This is a genomic window from Streptomyces sp. NPDC029956, from assembly GCF_055574655.1.
Map to the genome: position 1 here is coordinate 122,573 of NZ_JBVHZJ010000002.1, position 16,139 is coordinate 138,711.

11 protein-coding genes are annotated in these 16,139 nt (G+C 69.7%); 4 read left to right on the top strand and 7 right to left on the bottom strand.

All coding sequences use genetic code 11. The features are described 5' to 3' along the window. Positions 1–6 precede the first annotated feature (6 nt). The 4 genes from ACZ4XX_RS01800 to ngcE form a co-directional block, all read right to left on the bottom strand. Complete coding sequence (locus ACZ4XX_RS01800; protein ID WP_383580643.1) at positions 7–1,218, bottom strand: ROK family transcriptional regulator; 1,212 nt, start codon at positions 1,216–1,218, stop codon at positions 7–9. Positions 1,219–1,381: 163 nt separating this feature from the next. Beyond that, positions 1,382–2,320 carry a carbohydrate ABC transporter permease gene (locus ACZ4XX_RS01805; protein WP_468506031.1) on the bottom strand — a complete coding sequence of 313 codons (939 nt, stop codon included), beginning with the start codon at positions 2,318–2,320 and terminating at the stop codon, positions 1,382–1,384. Then, positions 2,320–3,249 carry a carbohydrate ABC transporter permease gene (locus tag ACZ4XX_RS01810; RefSeq protein ID WP_468506032.1) on the bottom strand — a complete coding sequence of 310 codons (930 nt, stop codon included), beginning with the start codon at positions 3,247–3,249 and terminating at the stop codon, positions 2,320–2,322. The genes ACZ4XX_RS01805 and ACZ4XX_RS01810 overlap by 1 nt, the downstream gene beginning before the upstream one ends. A gap of 100 nt (positions 3,250–3,349) precedes the next feature. Further along, positions 3,350–4,795: an N-acetylglucosamine/diacetylchitobiose ABC transporter substrate-binding protein gene (gene ngcE, locus ACZ4XX_RS01815; protein ID WP_468506033.1), complete on the bottom strand. Its 1,446-nt coding sequence runs from the start codon at positions 4,793–4,795 to the stop codon at positions 3,350–3,352. A gap of 528 nt (positions 4,796–5,323) precedes the next feature. Here ngcE and ACZ4XX_RS01820 point away from each other — a divergent pair. Continuing rightward, positions 5,324–6,292 carry an FG-GAP repeat domain-containing protein gene (locus ACZ4XX_RS01820; protein WP_468506034.1) on the top strand — a complete coding sequence of 323 codons (969 nt, stop codon included), beginning with the start codon at positions 5,324–5,326 and terminating at the stop codon, positions 6,290–6,292. Between the two features lie 79 nt (positions 6,293–6,371). On the opposite strand, the gene acnA is transcribed toward ACZ4XX_RS01820, so the two are convergent. Next, on the bottom strand, positions 6,372–9,089 hold the full coding sequence (gene acnA / locus ACZ4XX_RS01825) for an aconitate hydratase AcnA (RefSeq protein ID WP_468506035.1): 2,718 nt from the start codon (positions 9,087–9,089) through the stop codon (positions 6,372–6,374). Positions 9,090–9,425: 336 nt separating this feature from the next. Further along, a complete protein-coding gene (locus ACZ4XX_RS01830; RefSeq protein ID WP_468506036.1) occupies positions 9,426–10,424 on the bottom strand; it encodes a LacI family DNA-binding transcriptional regulator in 999 nt (332 codons plus the stop codon). Positions 10,425–10,517: 93 nt separating this feature from the next. On the opposite strand from ACZ4XX_RS01830, the gene ACZ4XX_RS01835 reads away from it, so the two are divergent. From ACZ4XX_RS01835 to ACZ4XX_RS01845, 3 genes are all read left to right on the top strand, one after another. Further along, the gene (locus ACZ4XX_RS01835) at positions 10,518–12,395 is read left to right on the top strand and encodes an amidohydrolase (protein ID WP_468506037.1); all 1,878 of its coding nucleotides are present in this window, start codon (positions 10,518–10,520) and stop codon (positions 12,393–12,395) included. 80 nt (positions 12,396–12,475) lie between these two features. Next, positions 12,476–12,832 carry a VOC family protein gene (locus ACZ4XX_RS01840; RefSeq protein WP_229313036.1) on the top strand — a complete coding sequence of 119 codons (357 nt, stop codon included), beginning with the start codon at positions 12,476–12,478 and terminating at the stop codon, positions 12,830–12,832. A 51-nt stretch (positions 12,833–12,883) separates the two neighbouring features. Then, positions 12,884–14,413 carry a helix-turn-helix domain-containing protein gene (locus ACZ4XX_RS01845; RefSeq protein ID WP_468506038.1) on the top strand — a complete coding sequence of 510 codons (1,530 nt, stop codon included), beginning with the start codon at positions 12,884–12,886 and terminating at the stop codon, positions 14,411–14,413. Between the two features lie 141 nt (positions 14,414–14,554). Here ACZ4XX_RS01845 and ACZ4XX_RS01850 read toward each other — a convergent pair whose 3' ends face one another. Next, positions 14,555–16,111, bottom strand: a complete 1,557-nt coding sequence (locus ACZ4XX_RS01850; RefSeq protein WP_468506039.1) for an MFS transporter — start codon at positions 16,109–16,111, stop codon at positions 14,555–14,557. Positions 16,112–16,139 lie beyond the last annotated feature (28 nt).

A 16,139-nucleotide genomic window follows, 5' to 3' on the forward strand; every position in this document is an offset into this window, starting at 1 on the left:
CGTTATCTAAGTGAACGCAAGGCGTGAGGTCGGAGCAGCTGCCGGCAGGGCACTCTCCAACAGGGTCGAATCGCCCATTTCACTCAGTACGAGGGCCAGCGCGCCGAGCACCTCGGCGCGGCCTCCCAGGGCCCCCTGGGCCAGCGAGAGCTGCCTGGCGGCGCTGGGGATCGCGTACCGCGACACGGAGTCCCTGATGGGCGCCAGGACCAGCTCCCCGGCCTCTGCCAGGTCGCCGCCGAGCACCACCCGGCTCGGGTTCAGAAGATTGCAGAGGTTGGCGATACCGCTGCCGATGTGCCGCCCCACGTCGGCGATCACCCGGCGGCAGCCGGGGTCGCCCTCGCGGGCCAGTTGCACGACCCTCTCCATGGTCAGATCGGGGCCGTGACTGGGCTGGAGCAGCGGCAGCACGTACCGGGCGGCCGTGAAGGTCTCCAGGCAGCCGCGGTTGCCGCAGCGGCAGACCGGGCCCGACTCGTCCAGCGTGATGTGCCCGATCTCGCCCGCGGTGCCGCCCGGGCCCCGGTAGACCCGCCCGTCGATCACGAGGCCGGCGCCGACGCCGCTCGCCACCTTGATGTACGCCAGGTCCTTGACGCCCCGCCCACTGCCCCAGACCAGCTCGCCGAGGGCTCCGAGGTTGGCGTCGTTGTCGACGTGCACGGGGACGCCGAGGCGGCCGGAGAGCTCCTCCGCGGGGTTGATCCCGCTCCAGCCCGGCAGGATCGAGGTCGAGCCCAGGGTCCCGGAGGAGACGTCGATGGGGCCCGGTACGCCGAGCCCGACGCCGATCACCTTGTCCGGGCCGATCCCGGTGGCCAGGATCAGCCGCTTGACCAGCTGCTCCGCCCGGTCGAAGCCCTCCGCGGCGGAGGCGTCCACGTCGAGCGGCTCCGCCTCCTCGGCGAGCACCTGGTGGGCGAGGTTGCCCACGGCGACCCGGAGGTGGGTGTGGCCGAAGTCCACGCCGATCACGATGCCGGCGTCACCGGAGAGCGAGACGCTGCGGGCCCTGCGACCGCCCGCCGAGGTGGGCGTGACGTCGACGGTGCCGCCGTCCTTCAGCTCCCTGACGATGTTGGAGACCGTCGCGGCGGACAGTCCCGTCGCCCGGGCGATCTCCGCCTGGGTGAGCGAGCCGGCCATGCGCACCGCCCGGACGACCCGTTCGAGATTGGCCCTGTGCAGAGACGTCTGCGACCCCGGAGTCTCCATCGACTCACTCACTCCCACCGTTTTCTCCAACATGTGAACTCTAAGGGGACTCTTTCGGCTTGCTCCCCGTCAAGACCTTGAGTTGGGGAGGGTCTGTGTCACACGACGCGCGGGGCCCCCGGCGCGGGTGCGCCGGGGGCCCTGGAGACCGTGGGGACGGGGGTTACTTCACGGCGCCGGCGGTCAGACCGGCCACCACCTGCCGCTGGAAGATGATGTACGCGGCGAGCACGGGGAGCATCGCCATCACCAGACCGGCGAAGAGACCCGACCAGTCGCCCTTGTAGCCCTGGCTCGTGGCCAGCTGGACCAGGCCCTGGGAGAGCACCTTCTCGTCCTGCTCGGTGTTGAGCACCGTGGGCAGCAGGTACTGGTTCCACTGGCCGAGGAAGTTGAAGATGCCGACGCTGATGAGGCCCGGCTTCGCCATCGGCAGCATCACCTGGAAGAAGGTCCTGGTGTGCGAGGCGCCGTCCACGAAGGCCGCTTCCGCCACCGAGCTCGGCAGCGTGCGGAAGAAGGCCGTGAGGAAGAAGACGGTGAAGGGCAGCGAGTACGCGATGTAGACGAGGATCAGGCCGTGCGGGGTGTTGAGCAGGGCCATGTTCTGCATCACGTAGAACAGCGGCACGAGCGCCAGGATGATCGGGAAGCTCATCCCTCCGATGAAGAGGAAGTAGATGAAGCGGTTCCCGGGGAAGTCGAAGCGGGCCAGCACGTACGCCGCCATCGAGCCGAGGAGCAGCGTGCCGACGAGCGAACCGCCGACGACCACGATCGTGTTCATGAAGTAGTCGCTCATGTGCGCCTGGGACCAGGCGCGCGACCAGTTCTCGAAGTGCAGGGTGTCGGGCAGGGCCCACGGGGAGGTGAAGATCGCCCGGTCGGTCTTGAAGGAGGTCATGACCGCCCAGAGCAGCGGCATGACGACCATGATCGCCCAGATGATCAGGACGCCGTGCGAGAAGACGTTGAGGACCGAGCCCTCGCTCTTCGACTCCTTGCGGGGCGCGGGCGGCACCGTCTTGGTGACCACGGGCCCCGAGCCCCCCGAGGGGCCGGGGGCGTCGACGCCGGGGGTGGCAGTGTCGGTCGTCTTCATCAGAACTCCAGCCGCTCGCGCCGGCCCAGCTTCATCACGATGGCCGCGAAGGCCAGGGTGACGAGAAGGAGCGCGACACCGATGGTCGTTGCGTAGGCGGCCTGACCGTCCCGGAACGCCTTCTGGTACACGTACAGCGGAAGGACGACGGTGGAGTAGTCGGGCCCGCCGCCGTTGGGGCCGACGGTCATGATCTGGACGACGGCGAAGGACTCCGCGCCGAGCGCGAGGATGCCCATGTAGATCCAGCCGGACTGCACGGTGTCCCAGAGCAGCGGCAGGGTGATCTTGAAGAAGGTCGTGAAGCGGTTGGCGCCGTCGAGCAGCGCGGCCTCGTAGAAGTCCCTCGGAATGGACGCCATGCCGGCCGAGAAGAGGACGACGAAGAAGCCGACCGTGGACCAGACGAGAACCGCCATCACACAGATGAGGGCGAGTTTCGGATCGCCCAGCCAGTCCGGCTGAATACTGCCGAGGCCCACGAGCTGCAGAGCGGAATTGATGGCTCCGCTGTTCGGGTTGTAGGCGAACTGGAAGAGCAGCGCGACGATGGCGATCGACAGCACCTGCGGGAAGAAGTACACGATCTTGTAGAAAGCCGATCCGCGCACGCCGGCGATGGCCGCTCCGCGACGGCGCCGACCGCCGACATTGAGCATGAACGCGAAGAACAGCGCGAGTCCGACGGTCACCAGCGGCAGCACCACCGCGAGGGTCAGACTGTGCTGGAGCGATTTCCAGAAGATCTCGTCGTCCAGCATTCGACTGTAGTTGTCGAATCCGACGAACCCGAATTCGGGGCTCAGGCCGCTCCAGTCCGTGAGCGAGTAGTAGATGGACTGGACGAACGGCCAGATGACGAAGAGCGCGTAGAGCGCGAGGGGTGCCGCCAGGAACCCCACGATGAAACGGTACTTGCCGTGCTGCATTCCTACCGACCCCGATCTTCCCGCGGAGGCGCGCCGCGGGTGCCGCGCGCCAAGGGGCCGGGGCCCGCTCCCGGTCGGCGGGAAGGGGCCCCGGCACTGCTCACTGGTGCTTGTAGTGCTTGATCGAGGTGTCCTTGGCCGCCTCGTCGGCGAACTTCTGGATCTTCTTGATCGTCTCGGCCGGGGTGGCGCGGCCGGCCATCATCTCGCCGATGCCCGCGACACCGATCTTCTCCTTCTGGAGGGCGACGTACCAGTCCTGGAGGCGCGGGTTGACGACGTTCTGGCCGGCCTTCTCCAGGGCCGCGACACCGGACTTGAGGCCCGGCGTCAGCTCGATGCCGTCGGTGCCGCCGTTGAACGCGGAGAGGGACTTCACGGACTGCGTGAAGTTCTTGGACGAGGCCTCGCTCAGCATGATGCGCAGCTGCTCCATGCCGCCCTCGGGGTTGGCCGCCTTGGCCGGGACGATGAACGGCTCGCCGCCGGACGCCCACATGGTGCCGAAGGGCATCTTGTCGGAGGCGTCGATGCCGCTCGGGGCGGAGACGGCCAGGTCGAAGTCGGCCGGCATGGTCTTCGCCGCCTCGTTCTCGACCCAGGAGCCGTTCGGGATGAACAGCGCCTTGCCCTCGGTCCAGGCGGTCTGCGACTGGATGTGGTCGAGGCCGGGGGTGCCCTTGAGGATGTAGCCCTTCTGGACGAGCTCGTAGTAGGCCTCGAAACAGGCCTTGACCGCGGGGTGCTCCCAGGCCTTCGGCTCCAGGTTGTCGATGGCGTCCAGGACCTCGCGGCCGCCGACCTTGCCGATCATCGGGTAGAGGGAGAAGGGGAGGTAGTACGGGTGCTTGCCCGCGTACGTCCAGCCCGCGATGCCCTTCTTCTTGGCCTTCTCGCAGACGGCCAGCATCTCGTCCCAGGTCTCGGGGTACTTCGCGTCGAGCGAGTCGAGCAGCTTCTGGGAGTACCAGACGCCGTAGACGGTGTACGCGTAGTAGAGGACCCAGACCGGGGCGCCGTCGAACTGGCCCATCTCAACGATGCCGGGCCGCAGGGTGTCGCGGACCTTCTTGCTCGGGTCGTCGACGGAGGCCGAGTCCAGGAGCGCGGTGAGGTCGGCCAGCTGCTTCTGGCCGACGAGGACGCCCATGTCCATCTGCTCGGCGCCGGAGTTGTCGATGAGGTCCGGCGGGTTGCCGCCGTTGAAGCGCGGCTGGAGCTCGGTGGTGATCTTCTGGGTGGGCGTGAACTTGACCTTGGCCTTGGGGTAATTCGTCTCGTAGACCTTGATCGCGTCCTTGGCGTACTGCTGTCCGAATCCGCCGTCGAAGAGGACGAAATCGAGCGGTGCCGACTCGTTCACCCCGAGCGGGTTCTTGTCGGACTTCGTACCCTTCTCGACCTTCGCGTTTCCGTCGCCGCTGCTGCTCGCGCAGGCGGAGAGGAAGCCCATGGTCGGCACCGAAATCAGGCCGATCGCGGCGGAACGCTTGATCAGGTCGCGACGGCCAAGGCCCTCATTGGTCTGAGCGGAGGTGGATCCCATGCTCAAGTCCTCGCCTTCATTCAGGACTCAGGCGGTGTACCGGTCGCCCGTACTCACTCGCCACAGGCGAAGGGCCCCGCCACCGCGGTCATTTGCAGCCGGGTCGTGCAGGCGTCGGGCCGTCGTGTGAGGAAACCGACTGGCTGGACGCGACAGGTATAGTCCACTTCCCTTCGCCTGAGCAAGATCGAAAGCAGGTTTTGACGGCCATCTTTCCCGAGTTGAGACCTCCGGGATAAGCACGCTGGATCTGCGGCGTTTCGTCCAACCATCCGTCCGTCAATGCCCTTGACAGGGCCTCAGGCCTCCCCGTAGTGGAGCATCTTGAGGGGTGTGGCCCCGCGCGCCGCGGGGGCATGGGCGGGCAAAGGGGACATACGGTCGGGATCGAAACAGTCGTGTCACAGACACCCCGAAAAGTAAGGATCCTGTGAGGACGGCAGGGATCATAGGAGGACCGCCGAGCTCGTCCGCGTGTTCGAGCGCCCGGCGGTGACTTCCTTGTCCCTCTCCCTTATGGAGTACTACGTGGCCAACTCTTCTGGCCTGAACCGCACGGGTCTCCTGTCCCGTGTCACGGTCGCCGCGATAGCCGCCGCCCTGGTGGGCACCTCGACCGCCGCGGTCGCGGCGGAGCCGGGCCCCGCGACGAAGGCTCCCTCCGCGGCCCAGTCGGACCGCGTGTCCGCCGCAGGGCAGTCGGACCGTGCGTCCGCCGCCGCGGCCTCCGCGACCGCCGCCTCCGGTGCCGCGCTGAACAACCTCTACGGCTGGCACACCAACGGCGACATCATCGGTTACACCCCCGTCGGCGGCGGCGCCATCCAGCGGATCGCCGGGCGCCAGGGCTGGAACTGGGTGGGATACAAGAACTTCACCCAGGCGGACACCGACGCGCGGCCCGACGCCGACGGCTGGTACCACGCCGACGGCTGGTACGCCGTCAACCGCACCGGCCGCCTGCACTTCGCCAGCGACGGCCCGGTCCGTGACCTCGGTGGCGGCTGGAACGCCTACAACCGTGTCATCTCGGCCGGCAACACCGGTGGCGGCGCCCCGGACGACGTCCTGGCCCGTGACGGCGCCGGTGTCCTCTGGCACTACCTGGGCAACGGCAACGCCTCCCTGACCCAGCGCTACCGCGTCGGCTCCGGCTGGAACGCGTACACCCAGATCGCGGGCAAGGGCGACGTGACCGGCGACGGCCGCGCCGACCTGGTCGCTCGTGACCGCAGCGGCGTCCTGTGGCTCTACAAGGGCACCGGCAACTACCGGTCCCCCTTCTCCACCCGGACCCGCGTCGGCGCCGGCTGGAACATGTACAACCACATCTTCTCCCCCGGCGACCTGACCGGTGACCGCCGCGCGGACCTGGTGGCCCGCGACAGCGCCGGCGCGCTGTGGCTGTACAAGGGTGCGGGCAGCTCGACCAACCCGTACCCCTCCCGCATGAAGATCGGCACGTCGGGCTGGAACGGCTTCGGCGCCCTGTTCTAAGTCGCCCCCGGGCAACGCAAGGGCCCCGCTCCTCTTCCGAGGAGCGGGGCCCTTCCCGTTACCGGATCCGGCGCTGGTGTCAGCCGCGGATCAGGTTGCGGAGCACGTACTGCATGATGCCGCCGTTGCGGTAGTAGTCCGCCTCACCGGGGGTGTCGATGCGGACGACCGCGTCGAACTCGACACCGGTGTCGGTGGTGACCTTGACCGTGCTCGGCGTGGTGCCCTCGTTCAGCTCCGTGACGCCCGCGATGGAGAAGGTCTCCTCGCCGGTCAGGCCGAGCGAGTCGGCCGACTGGCCGGCCGGGAACTGGAGCGGCAGGACGCCCATGCCGATGAGGTTCGAGCGGTGGATGCGCTCGTACGACTCGGTGATGACGGCCTTGACGCCGAGGAGCGCGGTGCCCTTGGCGGCCCAGTCGCGGGACGAGCCGGAGCCGTACTCCTTGCCGCCCAGGATGACCAGCGGGGTGCCGGCGGCCTGGTAGTTCTGCGAGGCGTCGTAGATGAACGACACCGGCGCGCCCTCGACGGTGAAGTCGCGGGTGAAGCCGCCCTCGGTGCCCGGCGCGATCTGGTTGCGCAGGCGGATGTTGGCGAAGGTGCCGCGGATCATGACCTCGTGGTTGCCACGGCGCGAGCCGTAGGAGTTGAAGTCACGACGCTCCACACCGTGCTCGGTGAGGTACTTGCCGGCCGGGGTGTCGGCCTTGATGGCACCGGCCGGGGAGATGTGGTCGGTGGTGACCGAGTCGCCCAGCTTGGCCAGGACACGGGCGTCGACGATGTCGGTGACCGGGGTGGTCTCCATCGTCATGCCCTCGAAGTACGGGGGCTTCCGGACGTAGGTGGACTCGGTGTCCCACTCGAAGGTGTTGCCGGTCGGGATCGACAGCGCCTGCCACTGGGCGTCGCCCGCGAAGACGTCCTGGTAGGACTTGTTGAACATGTCCTCGCCGATGGCGTTGGCGACGACGTCGTTGACCTCGGCCTCCGTCGGCCAGATGTCGGCCAGGTAGACGGGCTTGCCGTCCTGGTCGACGCCGAGGGCGTCCTTGGTGATGTCCACCTTCATGGAACCCGCGAGGGCGTACGCGACGACCAGCGGCGGGGAGGCCAGGTAGTTCATCTTGACGTCGGGGTTGATACGACCCTCGAAGTTACGGTTGCCCGAGAGCACCGAGGTCACGGCGAGGTCGTGCTCGTTGACGGCCTTGGAGACCTCCTCCGGCAGCGGGCCGGAGTTGCCGATGCAGGTGGTGCAGCCGTAGCCGACGAGGTTGAAGCCGACCTTGTCGAGGTACGGGGTGAGACCCGCCTTGTCGAAGTAGTCGGTGACGACCTTCGAGCCCGGGGCGAGGGTGGTCTTGACCCACGGCTTGCGGGTCAGGCCCTTCTCGGTGGCCTTCTTCGCGACGAGCGCGGCGGCGACCATCACGTACGGGTTCGACGTGTTGGTGCAGGAGGTGATCGCGGCGACGGTGACGGCGCCGTGGTCGATCTCGTAGGTCGAGCCGTCGGGGGCCGTGACGGTGACCGGCTTCGACGGGGCGCCGTTGGGGTGGTTCGCCGGGGCGTCGGAGGCCGGGAAGGACTCCTTGCCCGCCTCGTCCACCTCGTCCACGTAGTTGCGGACGTCCTGGGCGAACTGCGCGGCGGCGTTCGCGAGGACGATGCGGTCCTGCGGGCGCTTCGGGCCGGCGATGGAGGGGACGACCGTGGAGAGGTCGAGCTCCAGCTTCTCGGAGAAGTCGGGCTCGGCGGCCGGGTCGAGCCAGAGGCCCTGCTCCTTGGCGTACGCCTCGACGAGCGCGACCTGCTGCGCGGAGCGGCCGGTCAGCTTGAGGTAGTTCAGGGTCTCGCCGTCGATCGGGAAGACGGCGGCGGTGGAACCGAACTCCGGCGACATGTTGCCGATGGTGGCGCGGTTCGCGAGGGAGGTGGCGGCGACGCCCTCACCGTAGAACTCGACGAACTTGCCGACGACGCCGTGCTTGCGCAGCATCTCGGTGATCGTGAGGACCAGGTCGGTGGCGGTGGTGCCGGCCGGGAGCTCGCCGGTCAGCTTGAAGCCGACGACGCGCGGGATGAGCATGGAGACCGGCTGGCCGAGCATCGCGGCCTCGGCCTCGATGCCGCCGACGCCCCAGCCGAGCACACCGAGGCCGTTGACCATGGTGGTGTGGGAGTCGGTGCCGACGAGGGTGTCGGGGTACGCCTGGCCGTTGCGGACCATGACCGTACGGGCCAGGTGCTCGATGTTCACCTGGTGGACGATGCCGGTGCCCGGGGGGACGACCTTGAAGTCGTCGAAGGCGGTCTGGCCCCAGCGCAGGAACTGGTAGCGCTCCTTGTTGCGGCCGTACTCCAGCTCGACGTTCTCCGCGAAGGCGGAGTTCGTGCCGAACTTGTCGGCGATGACGGAGTGGTCGATGACCATCTCGGCCGGGGAGAGCGGGTTGATCTTCGCCGGGTCGCCGCCGAGCGCCGCGACGGCCTCACGCATGGTGGCGAGGTCGACGACACAGGGAACGCCGGTGAAGTCCTGCATGATCACGCGGGCCGGCGTGAACTGGATCTCCTGGCTCGGCTGGGCCTGCGAGTCCCAGCTACCCAGGGCCCGGATGTGGTCGGCGGTGATGTTCGCGCCGTCCTCGGTGCGGAGCAGGTTCTCCAGGAGGACCTTCAGGCTGTAAGGGAGGCGCGCGGAGCCCTCGACCTTGTCCAGCTTGAAGATCTCGTACGACTCGTCGCCCACGCGCAGCGTGCTGCGGGCGTCGAAGCTGTTCGCCGACACGACAGTCTCCTTCATCAATGTGCGCGTACTACCGCGCCGCGACAATATGCGGCTCCGCCGCGTGGTGCGCGCCACGACTCCCTCGCCGATCCGCTAAGGTAAGGCTTGGTTAGGTAACCCTTACCGGGTGGGCGGCCGCGGTGCGCCGTAAGCAGTTATCTCGATGTCGAGATAACTCTAGTGCATCCCCGCTGCTCGGTCATGCCCGGCATGCCTGTGACGGCCGCCATCCTGACGACCGCCCGAGGGCGACCCCCGAACGCGGCGGGCGAATCGGGAGATGCCGCGGGCGAACCCGGAGGCGCGGCGGGCGGTATCGGGTGAGGGCCGCGGCCCTCACCCGCTCCCCCGGCGGGCCGACGCGCGCGGGCACAGCCGGGCCGGGACCGTCAGGCCGCCCGGCGCGGGGGCCGGCCGGGCGGGGTCGAGCCGGGACACCAGCGTCGTGATCGCCGTCTCCGCGATGGTCTCGGGCCGCAGCGTCACCGTGGTCACCGGCGGGTCGGTCTCGGCGTACGCCGGATCCTCGCTGGCGCAGACGAGGAGCAGGTCGTCGGGGATCCGCAGCCCGTGGCGGGCCGCCGCCGCGAGGACCTGCCGGCCGCCCGGGTCGTAGAGGGAGTGGACGGCGTCGCAGGACCGGTCGGAGAACGCCCGGTCGAAAGCGTGGCCGGGCGCGTCCGCCGGGTCGAAGGCGATCACCGACGGCTCCCGGCCGCGCTCCCGGCACCACTCCTCGTACGCCCGGGTCACGGCGCCCGTGTAGTACTCGCGGCCGTACCCGGCGTGCAGGGCGATCCGGCGCGCACCGGCGGCGGCCAGATGGTCGAGGACCTCGCGGGTGGTCGTGGCGTGGTCGTTGTCGACCCAGACGTCGCCGGGGTGCGGGTCGGTGGGACGGCCGTCGAAGACCACGGGGATGCCCCGGGCCCGCAGGGCGCGCAGCACCCGGTCGTCCTCGGGACTGTCGAGCAGGAGCATGCCGTCGACGGACAGGGTGTGCCACAGGGTCTCGCCGCCGCGCGCCGCGGGCAGGACCGTCAGCGCGTAGCCGAGGGCGTGCGCGGTGGCGGCGGCGGCGGTCAGCAGGCGGGAGAAGTAGGGGACCTCGAGGTAGTTCCAGGGCGCGCCCGCGTAGGTGGTGACGGCGAGGCCGAGCGTCCCGGTCCGGGTGAGGGGCGTCCGGCGCGAGCCGTAGCCGAGGGCCGCCGCCACCTCGCGGACCCGGCGCCGGGTGGACTCACCGAGCCGGCCCGTGCCGTTGAGGGCGTGGGACACGGTGGCGGTGGACACCTCCGCGGCGCGGGCGATGTCGGTGAGGGTGGGCCCTGACATGCGCGCCATCGTACGGATTTCGCGGTCCGCGGAGGGTACTGGTTACGACGTTAATCAGCGAGCGTCCGGCCACAGCCAATGTTTGGAGTGGTCATGACTTCTTCCCTGAGCCGGCGCACCGTTCTCGCCGCCGCCGGCGCGGCGGGTCTCGTCGGGGTCGCCGGGAGCCCCGCGGCCGCGGGCTCGCGCCCCCGGTCGGCCGCGCTGGTCGTGCACAACGCCCGGGTGTTCACCGGCCGGTCCGGCGGCCGTCGCGTCGAGGCCGTGGCCGTCGGCCGCGACGGCCGGATCCTGGCGACCGGGCGGGGCAACGAGCTGCGCCGTCTCGTCGGCCGGGACACCGAGGTCGTCGACGCGCGCGGCGGGACCGTGATGAGCGGCATCCACGACGGCCACGTCCACCCCCTGGGCGCGGGCAGCCGCTCGCTGCGGCCCTCCCTCGAAGGGGCGGAGACGACGCGGGAGGAGCTGCTCGCGATCCTGACCGGCTTCCTGAAGGACAGCCCGGGGCAGGAGCCGGACGGCTGGCTCGTGGTGGAGGACTGGAATCCGGTCGGCCTGCTGCCGCAGGGCTCCCTCCCCCACCACTCGCTGCTCGACGCCCTGCCCACCCGCCGTCCGGTCGCCCTGGTCGGCGGCGACGGCCACAACGTCTGGGTCAACGGCCGTGCCCTGGAGATCGCCGGCATCACGGCCGCCACGCCGGACCCGGCGGGCGGGAAGATCGTGAAGGGCGCGGACGGCAGGCCGACCGGCGTCCTCAAGGACGACGCGCAGCCGCTGGTGACCCGGCACATCCCGGAGCCGAGCGAGGCCGAGCTGGTCGCGGCCTGCGCGCGGGTGCTCGCCCAGGCGGCGGCCTCGGGGGTCACCACGATGATGGACGCCCTGGTCGGGCGCGGTGAGCTGCACACGTACCGGGCGCTCGCCGCGGCCGGGAAGCTGCCGCAGCGGATCGTCCCGGCGATCCGGCTCGACCCGGACCAGGCGAAGGACCCGGCGGCGGCGCTCGCGTACGCCCGGGGGCTGCGCCGCGAGTTCGGCGAGGTGCGGGGGCTGCGCTTCGGAATGATCAAGGTGTTCCTCGACGGGGTGATCGAGTACCCGGCGCAGACGGCGGCGCTCCTCGAGCCGTATCTGGACGGCGAGGGGCGAACCACCACCAACCGGGGCGAACTGTACGTCTCGGCCCAGGACTACGGACGACTTTCGGCCGTCTTCAACCGGGCCGGCTGGCAGATGCACGCCCACGGCCTGGGCGACCGGGCCGTACGGACGGCGCTCGACGGATACGCGTACGCCCGCCGCGCCACCGGACTGCGCGATCCGCGCAACGCCGTCGCCCATCTCCAGCTGGTGGACCCGGCCGACCTGCGGCGCTTCGCCCAACTGGGCGTGGCGGCCTGCATGCAGCTGCAGTGGGCGTCCGCGGACACCTGGACGATGGAGGCGCTCCTGCCGTACATCGGGCCCGAGCGGCACCGGTGGATGTACCCGGCGCGTTCGCTGGAACGTCACGGCGCAGTGCTCTCGGGCGGTTCGGACTGGCCGGTGGACGCGCTCCAGGTGTGGAACCAGATCCGGACCGCGATCGACCGGCAGGGGGCGCACGGCGAGGGCCCGCTCCACCGCGAGCTGGAGGGCCTGAGCCGTGCCTCGACGCTGCGGATGCACACGTACGGCACGGCCTGGCAGCTGCGGATGGACGGGGAGACCGGGACGATCCGGGAGGGGCGGGCCGCCGATCTGCTGCTTCTCGACCGAGATGTAATGGAATGTCCGGTCGCGGACATCAGTGACACCACGGTGCGGCTCACCCTCGTCGGGGGCCGCGTGGTCCACGACGCGGAGTCGGCCTCGGGCCGTACGGCCACCGCGGGGCTGGCCCGCGCGGCGTCCGCGCCGCGCCCCTCGACGTACGCGGCGGTGCACGGCGGCCGGCACCGGGCGTGCGGCTGCTCGGCACACTGAGCCCCCGCTCCCTCGCACCCACCCGCCCGTACGGCCGCGGACGAATTGCCGCGGCCGTGCGGGCGGCCGACGATCGGGACATGTTCAGTGGCGCGCATGTGATTCTCTACACGCGGGACGCGGAGGCCGACCGGGCCTTCCTCAAGGACGTCGCCGGCTTCCCGCACGTGGACGCCGGGCGCGGCTGGCTCATCTTCAAACTGCCGCCCGCCGAGGTCGCCGTCCACCCGACGACGGAGGAGCCGAAGCACGAGCTCTACCTCATGTGCGACGACCTCGCCGCGACCCTGAAGGACCTCGAGGACCGGGGCGCGGAGATCTCACGCGCCATCACCGACCAGGGCTGGGGCCTGCTCGCCGCCGTACGGCTGCCGAGCGGGACCGAACTCCCCCTGTACGAGCCGCGTCACCCGACCGCGCACAGCCTGTCACTCTGATGGCCCACCCCAACGACAGGCACCATCTCATATCTGAGATAACGTGACGCCATGGCAGACGACTACCTCGTACGCATCGGCAAGCTCATCCGTGACGCCCGTCAGCACCGCGGCTGGACACAGACGCAGCTCGCCGAAGCACTGGCCACGAGCCAGAGCGCCGTCAACCGGATCGAGCGCGGCAACCAGAACATCAGCCTTGAGATGATCGCCCGGATCGGCGAAGCCCTCGACAGCGAGATCGTGTCCCTGGGTTACGCCGGACCGATGCACCTCAGGGTCGTCGGCCGCCGCCGCCTCTCGGGCGCCATCGACGTCAAGACGAGCAAGAACGCCTGTGTCGCGCTGCTCTGCGCCTCCCTCCTCAACAAGGGCCGCACGGTCCTGCGCCGGGTCGCCCGGATCGAGGAGGTCTTCCGGCTCCTGGAGGTCCTCAACTCCATCGGCGTGCGCACCCGCTGGGTGAACGACGGCGTCGACCTGGAGATCGTGCCGCCGGCCGAGCTGGACATGGACTCGATCGACGCCGAGGCCGCGATCCGCACCCGCTCGATCATCATGTTCCTCGGCCCGCTGCTGCACCGCATGGACCGCTTCAAGCTGCCGTACGCCGGCGGCTGCGACCTCGGTACGCGCACGATCGAGCCGCACATGATCGCGCTGCGCCGCTTCGGCCTCGACATCACCGCGACCGAGGGCATCTACCACGCCCAGGTCGAGCGCTCCGTCTCCCCCGACCGCCCGATCGTGCTGACCGAGCGCGGCGACACCGTGACCGAGAACGCCCTGCTCGCGGCCGCCCGCCACGACGGCGTCACCGTCATCCGCAACGCCTCCTCCAACTACATGGTCCAGGACCTGTGCTTCTTCCTGGAGGCCCTGGGCGTACGGGTGGACGGCATCGGCACCACCACCCTCACCGTGCACGGCGTGCCGCAGATCGACGTGGACGTCGACTACTCCCCCTCCGAGGACCCGGTCGAGGCGATGAGCCTGCTGGCCGCGGCGGTCGTCACGGAATCCGAACTGACCATCCGCCGGGTCCCGATCGAGTTCATGGAGATCGAGCTCGCGGTCCTGGAGGAGATGGGCCTCGACCACGACCGCTCGGCCGAGTACCCGGCGGACAACGGCCGGACGCGCCTGGTCGACCTCACGGTCCGCCCCTCCAAGCTGGAGGCGCCGATCGACAAGATCCACCCGATGCCGTTCCCGGGCCTGAACATCGACAACGTCCCCTTCTTCGCGGCCATCGCGGCCACGGCCCAGGGCAAGACGCTGATCCACGACTGGGTCTACGACAACCGGGCCATCTACCTCACGGACCTCAACCGCCTCGGCGGGCGCCTCCAGCTCCTCGACCCCCACCGCGTCCTGGTGGAGGGCCCCACCCGCTGGCGCGCCGCCGAGATGATGTGCCCGCCGGCCCTGCGCCCGGCGGTGGTCGTCCTCCTCGCGATGATGGCGGCCGAGGGCACGTCGGTCCTCCGGAACGTGTACGTGATCAACCGGGGTTACGAGGAGCTCGCTGAGCGCCTCAACTCGGTCGGTGCGCAGATCGAGATCTTCCGGGACATCTAGGCACCGGAGCCCGAAGGCCCCCTCGCTCCTCAGGAGCGAGGGGGCCTTTCCCGTGGGGTGTCAGGAGGCGTTCGGGGCGCTCGCGTCGGTGTACGGGGGGGGCGCCAGGCGGGTGAGGAGGGAGGTGCGGCCCAGGAGGGATCAGCCGCCCACGCCCGGGCCCACCCCGCCCTTGAGGCGGTCGATGTCCGACTGGCGGACCTGGATCACGAAGAGGGCCACCAGCGCGCCGACCACGGCGAAGATCGCCGCCGTGACGAAGCCCGCGGAGACGCCGGAGGTCAGCACCTGGTCGCCCCAGGGGGCGGGGAGTTGGCCCGTTCTGGCGAACTCGGCCTTCTCCAGCGGTGTGGCCTGGGAGAGGAAGGCGGGGACCTGGGTGTCCGCCTCGTTGCGGCTGGCCGTGCCGAAGACCGTCACCAGGATCGACAGGCCCAGCGAACCTCCCACCTGCTGCATGGCGTTGAGCAGGCCGGACGCGGCGCCCGACTCCTGGGGTTCGACGTTCGACAGCGCCATGATGGTGAGGGACACGAACATCAGGCCCATGCCGAGGCCGAAGACGAGGATCGGTCCGAGGATGCTGCCGAGATAGGTGGAGTCGATGTTGGTCAGGGTCAGCCATGACAGGCCTGCCGCGGCGAGCACCGACCCCACCACCATGAAGGGTTTCGGGCCGTACCGGGGCAGCAGGTTGGACGTGAGGCCGGCGCCGACCCCGATGATCGCGCTGACCGGCAGGAACGCGAGCCCGGTCGCCAGGGGGCTGAAGCCCAGCACCTGTTGGACGAACAGGGTGAGGAAGAAGAACATCCCGAAGATGGCCGCCGCCAGACAGAGCATGATGACGTAGGTGCCCGAGCGGTTGCGGTCGGCGAACATGTGCAGGGGCGTGATGGGTTGCTGGGAGCGCCGCTCGATCAGGATGAACATGGCCAGGAGGACGACCGCCGCGACGAACGAGCCGATCGTGTACGGGTCGCTCCAGCCCTCCTGGGCGGCGCGGATGAAGCCGTACACCAGGGCCACCATGCCGAGCGTGGAGGTGAGGGCGCCGGCGAGGTCGAAGTGGCCGGGGTGCCGCTCGGACTCCTTGACGTGGCGCGGGGTGAGGAAGGCGATCAGCAGCGCGATCGGCACGTTCACGAAGAAGATCCAGCGCCAGTCGAGCCATTGGACGAGCATGCCGCCCGCGACCAGGCCGATCGCGCCGCCGCCCGCCGAGACGCCCGCGAAGACGCCGAAGGCCCGGTTGCGCTCCGGGCCTTCGTCGAACGTCGTGGTGATGAGGGAGAGCGAGGTCGGGGAGGCTATCGCGCCGCCGACGCCCTGGAGGGCGCGGGCCGCGAGGAGTTGCCACTCGCTCTGTGCGAGTCCGCAGAACAGTGAGGCAAGTCCGAAGAGCAGGACGCCGAAGATGAACACGCGCCGCCGGCCCAGGATGTCACCGGCGCGTCCGCCCAGGAGGAGCAGACCGCCGAAGGTCAGGGTGTAGGCGTTGACGACCCAGGACAGGCTGGTGGTGGAGAAGTCCAGCGCGGTCTGGATGTGTGGGAGCGCGATGTTCACGATGGTGATGTCGAGGACCACCATCAGCTGACACGAGGCGATCACGAACAGGGCGATGCCCTTGCCGTCCTTCCCGCCCTTGCGGGGGGCGGTCGCCGTCGGAGTCTTCGGCTCGGGGGTTCTACTCATGGCAGTTCATGGCGCATCGCGCCCTCAC

What these genes read in the sequence shown, in the direction of transcription:
- ACZ4XX_RS01800 (WP_383580643.1), bottom strand. Translation starts at nt 1,218, where the DNA reads ATGGAGACTCCGGGGTCGCAGACGTCTCTGCACAGGGCCAATCTCGAA.
- ACZ4XX_RS01805 (WP_468506031.1), bottom strand. Translation starts at nt 2,320, where the DNA reads ATGAAGACGACCGACACTGCCACCCCCGGCGTCGACGCCCCCGGCCCC.
- ACZ4XX_RS01810 (WP_468506032.1), bottom strand. Translation starts at nt 3,249, where the DNA reads ATGCAGCACGGCAAGTACCGTTTCATCGTGGGGTTCCTGGCGGCACCC.
- ngcE (WP_468506033.1), bottom strand. Translation starts at nt 4,795, where the DNA reads ATGGGATCCACCTCCGCTCAGACCAATGAGGGCCTTGGCCGTCGCGAC.
- ACZ4XX_RS01830 (WP_468506036.1), bottom strand. Translation starts at nt 10,424, where the DNA reads ATGTCAGGGCCCACCCTCACCGACATCGCCCGCGCCGCGGAGGTGTCC.
- ACZ4XX_RS01835 (WP_468506037.1), top strand. Translation starts at nt 10,518, where the DNA reads ATGACTTCTTCCCTGAGCCGGCGCACCGTTCTCGCCGCCGCCGGCGCG.
- ACZ4XX_RS01840 (WP_229313036.1), top strand. Translation starts at nt 12,476, where the DNA reads ATGTTCAGTGGCGCGCATGTGATTCTCTACACGCGGGACGCGGAGGCC.
- ACZ4XX_RS01845 (WP_468506038.1), top strand. Translation starts at nt 12,884, where the DNA reads ATGGCAGACGACTACCTCGTACGCATCGGCAAGCTCATCCGTGACGCC.
- ACZ4XX_RS01850 (WP_468506039.1), bottom strand. Translation starts at nt 16,111, where the DNA reads ATGAGTAGAACCCCCGAGCCGAAGACTCCGACGGCGACCGCCCCCCGC.